The organism is Acinetobacter legionensis, from assembly GCF_048552295.1.
GTDB lineage: Bacteria > Pseudomonadota > Gammaproteobacteria > Pseudomonadales > Moraxellaceae > Acinetobacter.
The window spans coordinates 51,407-64,360 of the sequence record NZ_JBIMCW010000013.1 but is presented as its reverse complement, the minus strand read 5'-3'; the positions used below and the strand labels follow the sequence as shown (position 1 = coordinate 64,360).

At 38.8% G+C, this 12,954-nt stretch carries 18 protein-coding genes; all 18 read left to right on the top strand.

Annotation, left to right across the window (positions count from 1 at the left end; all coding sequences use genetic code 11):
* The first annotated feature begins 20 nt into the window (after nucleotides 1-20).
* The 18 genes from ACG916_RS11940 (at nucleotide 21) to ACG916_RS11855 (ending at nucleotide 12,952) form a co-directional block, all read left to right on the top strand.
* The gene (locus tag ACG916_RS11940; protein WP_419327848.1) at nucleotides 21-179 is read left to right on the top strand and encodes a hypothetical protein; all 159 of its coding nucleotides are present in this window, start codon (nucleotides 21-23) and stop codon (nucleotides 177-179) included.
* Nucleotides 176-607, top strand: coding sequence for an HNH endonuclease (locus ACG916_RS11935; protein WP_419327849.1), 432 nt, complete (start codon nucleotides 176-178; stop codon nucleotides 605-607). The genes ACG916_RS11940 and ACG916_RS11935 overlap by 4 nt, the downstream gene beginning before the upstream one ends.
* Nucleotides 604-1,419 carry a hypothetical protein gene (locus ACG916_RS11930; RefSeq protein ID WP_419327850.1) on the top strand — a complete coding sequence of 272 codons (816 nt, stop codon included), beginning with the start codon at nucleotides 604-606 and terminating at the stop codon, nucleotides 1,417-1,419. The genes ACG916_RS11935 and ACG916_RS11930 overlap by 4 nt, the downstream gene beginning before the upstream one ends.
* Nucleotides 1,419-2,732, top strand: coding sequence for a replicative DNA helicase (locus ACG916_RS11925; RefSeq protein ID WP_419327851.1), 1,314 nt, complete (start codon nucleotides 1,419-1,421; stop codon nucleotides 2,730-2,732). The genes ACG916_RS11930 and ACG916_RS11925 overlap by 1 nt, the downstream gene beginning before the upstream one ends.
* 23 nt (nucleotides 2,733-2,755) lie before the next feature.
* The gene (locus tag ACG916_RS11920; protein WP_419330345.1) at nucleotides 2,756-3,520 is read left to right on the top strand and encodes a DNA-methyltransferase; all 765 of its coding nucleotides are present in this window, start codon (nucleotides 2,756-2,758) and stop codon (nucleotides 3,518-3,520) included.
* Nucleotides 3,517-4,191: a hypothetical protein gene (locus ACG916_RS11915; RefSeq protein ID WP_419327852.1), complete on the top strand. Its 675-nt coding sequence runs from the start codon at nucleotides 3,517-3,519 to the stop codon at nucleotides 4,189-4,191. Before ACG916_RS11920 ends, ACG916_RS11915 begins: the two co-directional genes overlap by 4 nt.
* Entirely contained in the window at nucleotides 4,188-4,760 is a 573-nt protein-coding gene (locus ACG916_RS11910) for a hypothetical protein (RefSeq protein ID WP_419327853.1), read from the top strand. Before ACG916_RS11915 ends, ACG916_RS11910 begins: the two co-directional genes overlap by 4 nt.
* Nucleotides 4,753-5,148, top strand: coding sequence for a hypothetical protein (locus tag ACG916_RS11905; protein WP_314339333.1), 396 nt, complete (start codon nucleotides 4,753-4,755; stop codon nucleotides 5,146-5,148). Before ACG916_RS11910 ends, ACG916_RS11905 begins: the two co-directional genes overlap by 8 nt.
* An 87-nt stretch (nucleotides 5,149-5,235) precedes the next feature.
* Nucleotides 5,236-5,673, top strand: a complete 438-nt coding sequence (locus ACG916_RS11900; RefSeq protein WP_419327854.1) for a hypothetical protein — start codon at nucleotides 5,236-5,238, stop codon at nucleotides 5,671-5,673.
* 9 nt (nucleotides 5,674-5,682) lie between these two features.
* Complete coding sequence (locus tag ACG916_RS11895; RefSeq protein ID WP_419327855.1) at nucleotides 5,683-6,234, top strand: hypothetical protein; 552 nt, start codon at nucleotides 5,683-5,685, stop codon at nucleotides 6,232-6,234.
* A 1,078-nt stretch (nucleotides 6,235-7,312) separates the two neighbouring features.
* Complete coding sequence (locus ACG916_RS11890) at nucleotides 7,313-7,699, top strand: beta-sandwich lipoprotein (RefSeq protein WP_314339326.1); 387 nt, start codon at nucleotides 7,313-7,315, stop codon at nucleotides 7,697-7,699.
* Nucleotides 7,700-7,702: 3 nt separating this feature from the next.
* A complete protein-coding gene (locus tag ACG916_RS11885) occupies nucleotides 7,703-7,873 on the top strand; it encodes a hypothetical protein (RefSeq protein WP_419312747.1) in 171 nt (56 codons plus the stop codon).
* A 55-nt stretch (nucleotides 7,874-7,928) separates the two neighbouring features.
* A complete protein-coding gene (locus tag ACG916_RS11880) occupies nucleotides 7,929-8,153 on the top strand; it encodes a hypothetical protein (RefSeq protein ID WP_004725001.1) in 225 nt (74 codons plus the stop codon).
* Between the two features lie 42 nt (nucleotides 8,154-8,195).
* On the top strand, nucleotides 8,196-8,585 hold the full coding sequence (locus tag ACG916_RS11875) for a PDDEXK family nuclease (RefSeq protein WP_244015459.1): 390 nt from the start codon (nucleotides 8,196-8,198) through the stop codon (nucleotides 8,583-8,585).
* A gap of 159 nt (nucleotides 8,586-8,744) precedes the next feature.
* Nucleotides 8,745-9,386 carry a putative metallopeptidase gene (locus ACG916_RS11870; RefSeq protein WP_314341470.1) on the top strand — a complete coding sequence of 214 codons (642 nt, stop codon included), beginning with the start codon at nucleotides 8,745-8,747 and terminating at the stop codon, nucleotides 9,384-9,386.
* Between the two features lie 58 nt (nucleotides 9,387-9,444).
* A complete protein-coding gene (locus ACG916_RS11865; protein ID WP_314341471.1) occupies nucleotides 9,445-9,912 on the top strand; it encodes a DUF2280 domain-containing protein in 468 nt (155 codons plus the stop codon).
* Nucleotides 9,913-11,451 (top strand): phage terminase large subunit, encoded by a 1,539-nt coding sequence (gene terL, locus ACG916_RS11860; protein ID WP_419327856.1) that lies wholly within the window; start codon nucleotides 9,913-9,915, stop codon nucleotides 11,449-11,451. It abuts the gene before it with no gap.
* A gap of 1 nt (nucleotide 11,452) precedes the next feature.
* Nucleotides 11,453-12,952: a phage portal protein family protein gene (locus tag ACG916_RS11855; protein ID WP_419327857.1), complete on the top strand. Its 1,500-nt coding sequence runs from the start codon at nucleotides 11,453-11,455 to the stop codon at nucleotides 12,950-12,952.
* Nucleotides 12,953-12,954 lie beyond the last annotated feature (2 nt).

Below are 12,954 nucleotides of genomic sequence, written 5' to 3'. Positions count from 1 at the left end.
AAAACGAGATGGAAATGAATATGCATAAAATTCTAACAGACATTGAGCTACAGCGAAAGATTTATTTATTTCAAAAGGCAGTGGAAGAACACGCTGAAAAGCGCTCACTTCCGACTGCTCAGTCTGTGGCGAAAGCTAAAACCGAGTTGGCACTTTTTGTAATGCGAGGTGGTGTATGAATCATCCGTCTTTTGCAAGAAATAACGATCTTTTGGAAGTATTTCTAGAAAAGATTAAACCACAAAAAAGTAGTGGGTTTACACAACTGTTTAGAGAAAAGCTTTGGCTAGCTAGTGATAAACGCTGTGCTTATTGCGGAAAGGTTTTAGATTGTTTTACAAAAGTTCGTGTAGATCATTTTGAACCTAGAAGCAAGATGTGGTTTGAGCATGTTGAAAACTATGTCTGCTCTTGCCATCAGTGCAACTCAATGAAATGCAATGCAGATATTGAAGAATTGCGCTTTAGGTCTGCTGTTTACAACTCACCAATCAAGGGAATAATTTCGCCTTCACAAGCTAAACAACTTATGAATATTGGGATCGAGTTACCTATCCAGTTAAAACAGTTTTATTTTGAAAAATGTTTAGCTAAGGGGGTTGTATGAACGCACTTCTAAAGTTCCCACGACCAGAACCTCAAATCGAGATTGAAAAGCCTATGTTTAGCGATAAATTCGACAATGGCTACATAATGTCGAGTCGCTTGTATCGCAAAGAGGTCATGCCTTTTTTGAGCGATGCCGCGCGTAATGTGTATGCAGAACTCGAAACAAAAATTAATGGTTATCAAAAAGAAACTGATTACATCAGTTATTCTCAATTGCAGGGCGATAAAGATCTGATTGGGTCTCGTTTACTAAGTCGCCCAACAGTATCAAATGGCTTAAAAGAGCTAATTTCATTGGGTGTAATTTCAGTAGTTGGTACTGGAAAACAAGGTACAAAATCGTATAAATTAAATGAAATTTCACTTAAAGATCGGTTTACTAATGAAACTAGTGTAGAAACTAAACCAGTTCAGTTAGTAAACCAAACTAGTGTAGAAACTAAACCGAAACTAGTGTCGTTACTAAACTCACAATATATATATAAAGAGAATAATAAAGAGAGTGATCAAAATTCAAAAAATCCAGTCGATGAAGTTTTAGAAATCTGGACACCTGATTTAACTTCTTTGAATTTTTGGTTGCAAAGATCTGGTGAAATGCCAATGACTCAAGAATTGGTTAATCAAATTTTACTTGAAGTAAATCCGCACTACGAAAATCGAATCAAATCCGGTCACCTTACTGATAACCAAATGTATTCAAACTTTGTGAAATGGGTTAAGCGAGATTTAAATATTCGTGATCGGTTTGTTGGTCAACAAGAAATACAAATCCCTCAAAACTTTACTGAAGACAAAGGGGATTGGTAATGTCGAATATTCACAATATCCCGATGGAACAAGCCGTACTGACTGCTTTGATGACGGTTTCAGAGTCTTTTGAGATTGTTGCAAATGACATTGACGTGGATGGTTTCTTTCCTGAACGACACAAGCAAATATTCAATGCGATTCAAGAATTAGCACATGAAAACAAACCGTATGACTTGGTGATGGTTGAACAACAACTCAATCAAAAAAATGTACTTCACTTGATCGGTGGTACAGCCTACTTGCAACAAATGACCACTGAAGCACCTTCAAGTTTCTACAACCTTGAAACCTATGTTGCTGAACTAAATAAATTCAAAGCGCACCGTGAAGTTGAAAAAATCGGCTATAGCATTTCTGAAATTGCAAAAGATTTAACAATCCCCGATGTTCACATTGCTGCTGAAACCATTTTGGATGGATCTACAGGAAGCGACAAGGCTGAAAAAACAAGTTTTACGTTCGAGGAAGCTTTGGTTTTATCGGGCAAGCAACTGATGGCAAAAGCTGAAGCGAAAGTAAATAAAACGTTTTCAGGTGTTCAGTTCAATTTAAAAACTGTTGATGACTTGATTGGCACAATTCAAAAAGGTCACTTCTGTGTTGTTGGTGGTCGCCCTGGATCGGGTAAGTCAACACTGGCTCAAATGGTAACGATTCAGACGGCTTTACGTTTTGATGAATCTGTGTTGGTGGTATCAGCGGAAATGGATGTTGAGACGTTCACAAATCGCTGTATTTCGGCTTTAACGAGTATTCCATACGACAACATCCACAATGCTGAACTTTATGACGGCATGCTCAAAGACTTTGCTGAAGCACAGCATAAATTTAGCAAGTTGAAGATTCACATTGAAGACAAGCAGAAGCCGACGATTGCCGAAATTCACTCATACGCACGGAAAGCGCGTCGTAAGTATAAAAAATTGGGTTGTATCGTTATTGATTACTTACAGCTTGTTCGTGATCCAAGTAAGAAAGATCGCTATCAAGAAGTGAGTTCAATCAGTCGTGACCTCAAAGCATTAGCGAAAGAATTCAATTGTCCTGTGATTGCATTGGCTCAGCTGAATCGTGAATCAGAGAAGGGCAAACGTCCTAAAGCATCTGATTTAAAAGAATCAGGGCAGATCGAACAGGATGCAGATCAAATTATTTTAGTACATCCAATCAATGGGGAAGATGAGCTACCTACTGGTGTGACTGAAATTATTGTTGCTAAAAATCGACATGGCAAGCGTGGAGTGACCAGAGTTAAAGACCGCTTAGATATTTGTCGCTTTGTGTCAATTGTAGAGGGTGGTGTGCTATGAAAAATGATGCAAGGGGAGCTGGTATGAAAGACTTCAATCTAATGCTTGGTGATTGTCTCGAGCGAATGAAAGAAATCGAGAGCGGTACTGTAGACATGATTCTTTGCGATTTGCCTTATGGCACAACTTGCTGCAGTTGGGATGCTGTTATCCCATTTGAGCCACTTTGGGCTGAATATGAGAGAGTAATCAAACCTAATGGGGCAATTGTTCTATTTGGCGCTCAACCATTCACAGCAGTACTTGCTTGCTCAAATCTTAAATTGTTTAAGTATGAATGGATTTGGGAAAAGCCAGCTGCGACAGGTTTCTTGAATGCTAAGTTGCAACCACTTCGAGCGCATGAAAATGCATTGGTTTTTTATAAATCACAACCAACGTATAACGCTCAAAAAACTTATGGTTATGAGCGAAAAACAGCAAAAAGAAAGGATATTGGTTCAGAACATTATGGTAAGCAATTAAATATCAAATCATATGATTCTACTGAGCGGTACCCACGTTCAGTACAAGTTTTTAGCAGTGATAAGCAGAAATCAAACTTTCATCCAACACAAAAGCCAGTTGCCCTTTGTGAATTCTTAATTCGCACATACACAAATGACGGTGAGACTGTTTTAGACAACACAATGGGGAGCGGTACCACTGGCGTAGCTTGCGTAAATACTGGTCGTCACTTTATTGGAATTGAGAAAGAAGAAAAGTATTTCGAAATTGCTAAAGAGCGTATTGCATCGGCTGGAATTGAGAAAGAAAGACAGCCTGACTTATTCGAGGTGGCGGTATGAGAACGGGAACCAATAGCGAATCCCTTTACATCAAAGATCGTTCAGCTTGGGATTTGTCAGAATTCTTAAGCAGTGGTGGTCAGATCGAACATGTGCCTTATGGTGTTTCAAAAGAGGTTAAGCAGGAGTTCAATAAATCAAATGCTCAATCGCACATGAAACAGATTATGGGCGCAGCAATTGTAGAGGCTAAGGCTAAGAAAGAATTAAAACCTAAGCGAACTAAAACTGAAGCTGAGATTGAAGCAAAAAGACAGAGTGATAAAGAGCGTAAACGTATCAAAGACGCTCAATCACAGGCTGTAAAAAGAAAGGCTAAAGCTGATTTAAGCGCCGAACAGATTTCAATATTCAAAGAGTTTCATTCCAAGGCATCACATGGCGATATTGCGTTGCTTGCAAGGTTGACAGGTGTTTCAGCAACAACATTGAAGTCAACCATGTATGGCGAAACTGTGATGAAGAAAGATCGATGGGATGGAGTTAAAAAGCATTTGCTGAGTTTCGACTATTCAATCAACGAAAGCGCAATCAAAGGAAGATTGAAGAAAGAAATCAATGAATTGGATCAAAAAGCATATCGAAAAGCTTATAGGGCTGAATGGCAAAAGGTACAGAGAGCTAAGCTTAAACAGATTACAGAAAAGTATTGTGGAGTGGTGGCACTATGACAACTATAAACAACTCTGAAAACTTGATTGAGAAAGTGGGTGGGATTGAGAAGGCGAGGGAGATTGTGGATGGTGCGCCTGAGGGTTGTGATGCTTATGAGACAGATACACATGTATTTGATTTGGATGATCTGAGAGCTGCCATAGCTGACCATGACCGAGAGTTCAAAATTGGCGACCATATTCGCTATATGGGAATTGATAGAAAATCACCACATCCAGAGATATTTGAAGTAGTTGGCTTTGATTCAATGCCAGTTGGTGGCAATGGCTACAAGATTAAAAATAGGTTAGGACAAATTGATTTTTGTTATGGCGACAATTACGCACTTGTTGATTGCGACAACACAGACAACGCCACAGACATCCGCAATCATGTTAGTCCGAGTACGAAGTTGGTGGATTTGGTGGTTTTAGATCACCCACTAACTAGAGATAGATTGATTCAATTCCCTCCAGACGGCTCTCTATTGTCTTTAGCTATAAAAAATGGGGATTGGAGTTGCAGACACGCTGACCCCGAAGAAATTAAAGCAGGTCATCGTTTGGAGGCAGAACGTCATGGATAAGTTAATCATTGAGTTTAATAAAAAGTTCGATAAACAAAAACAAGAACTTATTGATGGATTTAAAGCATTAGGGGAGGAAAAAAGACTTCCTAAAGCTTTGGCAACAATTGAGGGCGAACAACCAACATATAAGAATTATTTTAAAGCGGGTTGGCAATCCCGACAGGCTGAATTCGACGCAATGGCCGAAGCTCTCTTAAATCAAACGCAATTGCTTGCTAAGCAAAAGGTGGAGGTTGAAGAGAAAGACAAGCGGATTGAAAACTTTACCTCAAATTGGAGAAAGCAAGCTAAAGAAACTTTTCAAGATGATCAAAGGTGGATAGGTGGCTTGTTCTTATCCTGTATTGATGAATTAGAAAAGACCCTGCGAGGTGAGCATGAATAGCGAATCAATTTCATACATCTGCTTGACCATCTTGCTTTTAGCTTGGTGGTTCAAAGAGCCATTAACCAAATTGATTGGGGGCTAACAATGCAAATTCCTAAACCCCTCATCATCGGCATTGATCCAGACCTAGAAAAATCAGGGGTGGCTGTCTTGAAAGACGGCTCACTTCGACTGGATAACATGCGGTTTTATGATCTAACTAAATACTTTGAAGTCAATAAAGATCAGATTAAGAAAGTTGTGATCGAGGCAGGTTGGATGAATAAAAAATCAAATCTACATAATCGTATTGGTCAATCTAAGCGCGCAGGTGAGCGAATTGCTAAGAATGTAGGTGAGAACCATGCGACAGGCAAATTACTTGTAGAAATGGCTGAATCATTGGGCTTGGCGGTGGTGTTGGTCAGACCCACTAAAACCAAAAAGAATTCAGAAGAATTTAATCGCATTACTGGCTGGCAAGGTCGAACGAATCAAGAGCAGCGTGATGCAGGTATGTTGATATTCGGAATGAAAGTTTAAGGGGCAATTATGAACGCAGTAGCAGAGAAGTTTGAACAATTCGAGTGGTTGACTCATGGCATCACTGCTAAGTCACCGCAATTCAATGATGAGACGAAAGGCACAGGAGAGAAACCTTTGGACTATCAAGATCGCTTGGGTGCTATTGCGTCAATGGAAACCCAGTTGGAGAAATCGATTACATCGGTAATTATATTTGGTCAGAACAGTAAGAGTGATTTTGAGTTTGTGCAGAATCATTTAGCAAAGATCATGATTGCAAATGCATTGAGTGATAAGCGTCGAGAGCCAGAAGGGATTCAATTAGATTATTTGGCAGTGTTGATTGCTCGAATGGTAATTGATTTCTCGATAGATCCGGAGCTTGAGAATAACTTTACTGCTCAAGGACGATTGTATTATGCAGGGATTCGTACACATCAAATGAAAGTGGATGCTTATCGCATGACTTGGAAACAATACGAAAACATGATGATTATCGCTTTAGAAACATCAATCAAATGCGCCTCAGATGCGATTGAAAAATATCGTAAAAATACTTACAAAGAATTTAATGCTTAACCATTTCATTTAAACGAAGAGTAAGGTATAGTTTTAATATACTGGTCGTATTACGGTTTGTACAAGACCAAACAGTTTTGATTTCCATACCCATCTATTCCAATACGTGGGTATTTTTTTACCATTTTTTTGAAATATTATAGATAATCATTTATTATTAGATAGCAACTCAAAAAGTTGTAGATGCAAATGTTGACAGCTCGGAAAGACGAGTAGCTCACAGAAATGTGGGCTTTTTTGTTGTCTGCAAAAAGGCAACCAATATATCCAATGTGATTTCGTCACACATTGAGTTAGCCTCAGAGCCTCAAATTGTGGGTGACTCCCCGACCAATGGAATTGAAAGACACAGAACAGATCAATAGCTAACTTTGAGATGTTTGTCGTGTTGAGTAGCGGTAGATCAGTTGCCGAGCTGATCAATATCGTAATCTAAGGCAAGGATGTGGCAGATCACCACGTCCTTTTTAATTCCAAGGAGAACAGCATGCTCCGAATCAAACAAATCTTCTGCCATCACATTTGGGAATATTCAGATTTCTTTACAGTGAGAGAGTGTCGGAAGTGTGGGAAAATTAAACCGTTATAGATTTTAAAGAGAAGTGAATAAAAAAGCAGTAGGCTAGCAGTATTACGTCAGTACCACTGTTCAAAGCGTGGTGGCTTAATTTGAGTTGATGAGATATGACGACACGCATTCAACCGCCACATGTGAGAATTAAGTTAGCTATTCACTTCATTTTTAAGATTACACCCCTCCCGAGGGGTTTTTTAATGCCTAGAGGAAAGTGGGATGATTAAAAGACTAATAAGAATGATCTTCTGCAAACATGATTATAGGTTTAAAAGAACGATTCATGGAGATGAAATCATTTATTTGGGCTATGTAAGAAGTGAATGGGTTTGTAATAAATGTGAAAAGCGTGAATACAGTAAGGCGCTGGATAAGCTGGAGTGATATTCAAATAGGCATTATGGTTCTTGTTCGTGCTGTAGCACAACCGACAACTTTCTAGCCTTTCGCTACGTTTCCTTTGCCCGGAAGGGGTTTTATTTTGTCTTTTAAAAGGTATTGATCATGAAGATGCGTTTTTTAGCTGTTGGTTTGATGTGTGCCATGGCAATGGTTGGTTGTTCTCGTGATGCTCAAGTGGCATCTAAAAACCTATCTTATGCTGCAGATAATTTTGAATTAGATCGTCGAGTGGTTTTCTACAATGGAATTACTGGCGAATACATTCTAACAATTGAAGGTAAGTGTTCTTTCGATGCTGTTAGTGAACGTAAGGTTGATGTGACCTGTAAGACTGGTGCATCTGAATTTAAAAAGCATTCGTTGGGTATCTCTGACAATGTGACTTACTTTTCAGAGCAATTATCTAGTAAAGGTGTGAGTGCTTATCACTACAAAGTTGCATTCAAACCACAGTCGATTATTCCAGATGTTGATTTGAAAGTGAATTAGCGTATGGATAAAACCGAAGCACTAAGCAATCTCAAGCGATATGAATCTGAGATCAATAAATATCAAAGCTTATCTCGTGGTCTTATGACTCGTGATGAAATGATTGTTATCGATCGAAAGATTAGTCAGTTAAAAGAAAGAACTAAAGCAATTAGAAGTATGTTGAGTGATTGATCTTACTTGGATAATTTGATAATTTATTGTTTCTAAATTAATTATAGAGATAATAATGAAATCAAAACAATATATCTTAGTAAATATTTGTGGAGATAAATTTGGATTCTCAGATATAAGTAATAGCGGGAATCTAGAACTTTATCTATCTGGTCAAGAATATGATAAGTCGTCTTTTGAATTTGAATCTGCAAGTATTATTCTTATATTTGAAGCCAACTTAGAAGATGACATAAAAGAGATGATCCATAAATCCTTTCGTAAGCAGTTAGTTGGTTAATAACTAAACCTCCTTCGGGAGGTTTTTTATTGGGTGCAATTTATGGAAATTAACCAATATACCAGCTTTACTAAAAAACCGCCCATTAAAACTAAACCAAGAACAAAACCATTACCCAAAGCAACACAAAAATATTTAGAAGCTGAAGAAACCTTATTTCAAGAATTAGAAGAATGCTTAATAGGGTATCGCCGTAAATTCCAATTTGAATCAACAAGAAATTGGCGATTTGATTTTTATATTGTGAAGCTAAATCTTCTTATTGAAATTGTAGGAAGTCCTTGGTCTGTTGGGCGCGGTGGCAAGAAAGCAGCAAATGCATTTAGTAAATATGATTTAGCTGAAGAGATGGGTTATAAAATTGAGCGCTTTCATCCTGATCAAATCCTATCTGGTTACGTTATAAAATTTGTCAGTAATAAATTTGATTAATATTTTATATCCTTTGTTAAATTTTATTACATGATTTAATTTGCTATTTCAAGTGCGTTTAATTCCTAGTAGTATAGTTGGTGTAGGTAATTCCCCAATTGCCTATGTAATTTGATACCCATATTTTCTCCAAAATGTGGGTTTTTTTATGGGTGAATGATGGAACAGATCAGACCATTTCCACCAACAGATCTAATTGACCAAGCAGAGGAAGAGGAAGCGATTCGCTTGGCACCTGCAGCAGATCTAAAAGAATGGGTGTTAACCAACTTTCTCACGCTTGGCGGTGTACTTCATAATCCCGACCATGACCACATAGCAGAGCTATTACACGACGATGAAACATTCTTAGCATTTGCATGGGCTTCATCTGCCGCCGTTGCTAAAAAGAGAATGGTATTAGGGCAGTGTGAAAAGGTCATGTTTAATCAAGGTGGTTGGCGTAAAGCTCGGCAAGAGCAGCAAATGCGCGACTGGTTTGGATTTGTACCTATATATCTCATTACTGTAGATGCAAGCTTTTGCGAAAGTGCAAATGATCGTGAATTTTGCGCTTTGATTGAGCATGAGCTATATCACATTGGTGTAGAACGTGATGAAGATGGAGAAATCCTCTATAGCGATCATACAGGCTTACCTAAGCATTATTTAGCTGGCCATGATGTAGAAGAGTTTATCGGGGTCGTCAAACGATGGGGAGCAAGCGAGAACGTCAAGCGAATGGTAGAAGTCGCTCAAAACCCGCCGTTTGTATCAGATTTAAATATTTCCAAGTGCTGCGGAACGTGTCTAATTAATTAAGCCGAATGGCTCTTTTTTTTGGCTATTTAGGTGGACGTAGGTGGACGGATGACGATTTATGGCAGCTCTAAAAAAAGAGGTCAAACTCTTTATAGTTCGGTCACTTGCTGTATTTAACACACCGTCAGAAACAGTGGAGCTCGTCCACCAAGATTACGGGATAAAAGTTACTAAGCAGCAATGTGAAAAATATGATCCTACAAAACGATCAGGTGAGAATCTCAGTGAAGAATTGAGGCTAGATTTTGAAAAGACGCGTGAAATGTTTTTAAGTAAACCTGAAAGTATTCCTATCGCAAATTTAGCTGTGCGACTTCAACGATTAGAGAATCAATATCAGAAGCACTCAAAGAATCGAGTAGCTGCTTTAAATATTCTCAAGCAAGCAGCTGAGGACGCTGGTGGTAAATATACCAATCGTCAAGAAATCACTGGCAAGGGAGGTGAACCACTGCAAACCTCTTTAGTGCAAGCTACCCAAGAACAAGTAAATGAAGCGGTTAGGAGGGCACAAGAGGAGTATTAAATGAATCTGCAAACACATGTAGAAAAGACTTTGTGCGAGCAAGAACATTTGTATTTCACACGCCGTTTTTTCAAACCAAGAATGGGGTTTAAATTCATTGTGAATTGGCACCATGAATATGTTGCTTGGCTTATAGATGAGGTAGTTAAGGGTAACATTGCAAACCTTGTGATTAACGTTCCACCAGGTGCTGGTAAAACTGAATTAACCACCAATCTAATTGCACGGGGTATTGGTTTAAATCCACGCTCAAGGTTCTTGTATTTATCTTATTCTCAGTCACTGGTGGAGGATGTGTCATCCACAGCTCGAAATATAGTGAAATCAGATGATTTCCAGCAAATGTGGAAGACAAATATATCGACAAGCACAGATGCTAAGGCAAGCTGGAAAACCACTGTAGATGGTTATGAAGCAGGACATATTTATGCTGCTTCAATGGGTGGTCAGGTAACAGGTCGCCGTGCTGGGAGCTTAGCTGATGATGGTTTTACTGGCTGCATCATCCTAGATGATCCGTTAAAGCCTGAAGACGCATTTAGTAAGCCTGCAAGAGATAAGGCTAATCGAAAAATTCTTAACACCGTCAATTCACGAAAAGCAAAGTCAGATACTCCAATCATTATGATCATGCAGCGTCTTCACTCAGAAGATCCTACAAATTTTGTTATGTCTGGAAATGTACCAGGGGATTGGGCTCAAGTTTCGATTCCTGCTTTGATTGATGATGAATACATTCAGTCACTGCCTAATCATATTCAAATGCTTGTGCCTAGAAATGTTGAAAGGGATGAAAAGGGCCGACAAAGTTACTGGCCACAAAAAGAATCATTAAATTCCTTACTGCAACTTGAGAAAGGTGGCAAGGATAAAGATGGTGCAATCGTTTCTAGATATACATTTGGCAGTCAATACCAGCAACAACCTAAGAAATTAGGTGGTGATTTAATCAAAGCAGAATGGTTTGGATATTACAAAGAATTACCGCCCTTACAGTGGCGTGCAATCTATGTCGACACAGCTCAAAAAACTAAAGAACATAACGACTATACCGTCTTTCTACTGGTTGGGCTTGGCATTGATGGGAAGCTCTATTTGATTGATCTTTTACGTGGTAAATGGGAAGCCCCTGAAATGAACCGTCAGGCGCAGAAGTTTATCGATAAACACAAAGATTATACCTATGAGTTAAGACCAATCCGCTGGATGAAAGTCGAAGATAAAGCCCATGGAACTCAACTTATTCAAAATCTAGGAACTTATTCAGGTGTTCCAGTATTACCTGTGCAGCGCGGTACGGATAAATTGACACGCTTTATGGATATTCAGGTACCACTTGAACATGACTATGCAAATAAACCAGAAGACCGGTTCGTAATGCTACCAATGAACTCTAAATGGATCGCTGATTTCACTGAAGAGTGTGAGGCATTCAATGCTGCGATGACTCACGATCATGATGACCAAGTTGACACCTTAATCGATGCAGTCGAAGAGGCAACGGTCATGCTGAATTATCAACCTCCAATGGCAGGCTAAAATGGCTAAGAAAAGTAAGAAAAAGGAAGTAGATAGCCCTCTATCTGTTGGTGGGCATTTATACACTCAACAAGCGGAAACAGCATTTTTAAACTTCTTAACACGTATGCCAGATGTTGATGAAGTATTAAGAAAGGCTGGCGTATCTCGTCATCGCTTATCTGTGTTGATGTACGATGATGAAATTTATCAGTGTGTAGAAAAGCGCCAGGATAAACTTGAGAGTTCGCCGTTTAGACTAGACCCTGAAAGCGGTGAAAAAGACGGTATTCAAACCAAAATTCTGATTCAACAAATGACCAGATGGTGGTCTGAGTTAGTGTTAGGTACTCAGAATGCGCGTTGGTTCGGTTTTTCGGTAATTGAAGCGGTATATGACAAGGATATGCTACATGTTGAAGGTGATGTGATTACGCCTTTCGTTGGATGGAAATGGATAGGTGTAAAGCCTATGCAATGGTTTGAACCTAAAAACGATGGGCGATTAATGTTATTGCAAAATTACAATAATCAAAATCGAGATATAGAGTGTGATCAGCAACTCAAACATTTTTTAACTCAGTGTAAACCAACATATGAGAACCCTTACGGAGAAGCGCTTTTCAGTCGTTTGTACTGGTTATGGTTTTTTAAAAACGGAACGACTAAGTTTTGGGCTAAATTCGTTGAGCGCTTTGGTAATCCATTGCTATTGGGTAAATCAGCACAAGTCAAAGAAATGATGTCAGCATTATTAAATGCTCATGCAAGCTCTGTTTTATCGATAAACAACAATGAATCCGTTGAGTTACTTTCATCTGCTTCAAGTGGTAATGGTGGATCTGCGGCCTTTGAATCATTTGATAAGAAGATTGAGAGAAGCATTCAAAAAGTTGTATTGGGACAAACTCTTACGAGTGGTACAGATGGTGCAGGATCTAGAGCACTAGGAGAGGTCCACTTAGAAGTCCAAAACAATAAAGTCAATGCTGACATTCGAATGATTACATCGACGATTCAAGCAATTATAGATGCACTATGTGCATTGAATGGATGGGAACGTCATACAGTAGTAATTGGTGATGAAAAATCATTAAAAGCAGATCAAGCAGAGCGTGATGTAAAACTTAAAAATGCTGGTGCAAATTTAACCAATCAGTATTTCCAACGTGAATATGATCTGATTGACGGTGATGTGGCTGTTGCAAGTGAAACCAACACTTTGCCTTCTCATCAATTTCATGCACTCCCTAAAACTTTATTCAATTTTAAAGCTCATAGTCAAAACTTAAAGCCTGAACAGATTGAACTTGAGGAGGTTGCTAAAAATCAGCCTAAGGTTCTTTTATCAGAATCAGAACTTGAAGTGATCGTATCTGAATCAGCGGACACAAGCGAATTGATATCTAAGTTGTATTCAGCAACTAAAGGTTCATCAGTGGATGATTTTGAACTCACAATGTCGAGAGCGTTGTTTATGTCCGATGTGATGGGATATGTACATGCAAGGCAAGGAAAATAGAC

Excerpts from the sequence above, each read along its gene's own strand:
- ACG916_RS11855 (WP_419327857.1), top strand. The coding sequence starts at position 11,453 with ATGGCTAAGAAAAGTAAGAAAAAGGAAGTAGATAGCCCTCTATCTGTT.
- ACG916_RS11875 (WP_244015459.1), top strand. The coding sequence starts at position 8,196 with ATGGAAATTAACCAATATACCAGCTTTACTAAAAAACCGCCCATTAAA.
- terL (WP_419327856.1), top strand. The coding sequence starts at position 9,913 with ATGAATCTGCAAACACATGTAGAAAAGACTTTGTGCGAGCAAGAACAT.
- ACG916_RS11880 (WP_004725001.1), top strand. The coding sequence starts at position 7,929 with ATGAAATCAAAACAATATATCTTAGTAAATATTTGTGGAGATAAATTT.
- ACG916_RS11935 (WP_419327849.1), top strand. The coding sequence starts at position 176 with ATGAATCATCCGTCTTTTGCAAGAAATAACGATCTTTTGGAAGTATTT.
- ACG916_RS11870 (WP_314341470.1), top strand. The coding sequence starts at position 8,745 with ATGGAACAGATCAGACCATTTCCACCAACAGATCTAATTGACCAAGCA.
- ACG916_RS11925 (WP_419327851.1), top strand. The coding sequence starts at position 1,419 with ATGTCGAATATTCACAATATCCCGATGGAACAAGCCGTACTGACTGCT.
- ACG916_RS11900 (WP_419327854.1), top strand. The coding sequence starts at position 5,236 with ATGCAAATTCCTAAACCCCTCATCATCGGCATTGATCCAGACCTAGAA.
- ACG916_RS11930 (WP_419327850.1), top strand. The coding sequence starts at position 604 with ATGAACGCACTTCTAAAGTTCCCACGACCAGAACCTCAAATCGAGATT.
- ACG916_RS11920 (WP_419330345.1), top strand. The coding sequence starts at position 2,756 with ATGAAAGACTTCAATCTAATGCTTGGTGATTGTCTCGAGCGAATGAAA.
- ACG916_RS11905 (WP_314339333.1), top strand. The coding sequence starts at position 4,753 with ATGGATAAGTTAATCATTGAGTTTAATAAAAAGTTCGATAAACAAAAA.
- ACG916_RS11940 (WP_419327848.1), top strand. The coding sequence starts at position 21 with ATGCATAAAATTCTAACAGACATTGAGCTACAGCGAAAGATTTATTTA.
- ACG916_RS11885 (WP_419312747.1), top strand. The coding sequence starts at position 7,703 with ATGGATAAAACCGAAGCACTAAGCAATCTCAAGCGATATGAATCTGAG.
- ACG916_RS11915 (WP_419327852.1), top strand. The coding sequence starts at position 3,517 with ATGAGAACGGGAACCAATAGCGAATCCCTTTACATCAAAGATCGTTCA.
- ACG916_RS11890 (WP_314339326.1), top strand. The coding sequence starts at position 7,313 with ATGAAGATGCGTTTTTTAGCTGTTGGTTTGATGTGTGCCATGGCAATG.
- ACG916_RS11910 (WP_419327853.1), top strand. The coding sequence starts at position 4,188 with ATGACAACTATAAACAACTCTGAAAACTTGATTGAGAAAGTGGGTGGG.
- ACG916_RS11895 (WP_419327855.1), top strand. The coding sequence starts at position 5,683 with ATGAACGCAGTAGCAGAGAAGTTTGAACAATTCGAGTGGTTGACTCAT.
- ACG916_RS11865 (WP_314341471.1), top strand. The coding sequence starts at position 9,445 with ATGGCAGCTCTAAAAAAAGAGGTCAAACTCTTTATAGTTCGGTCACTT.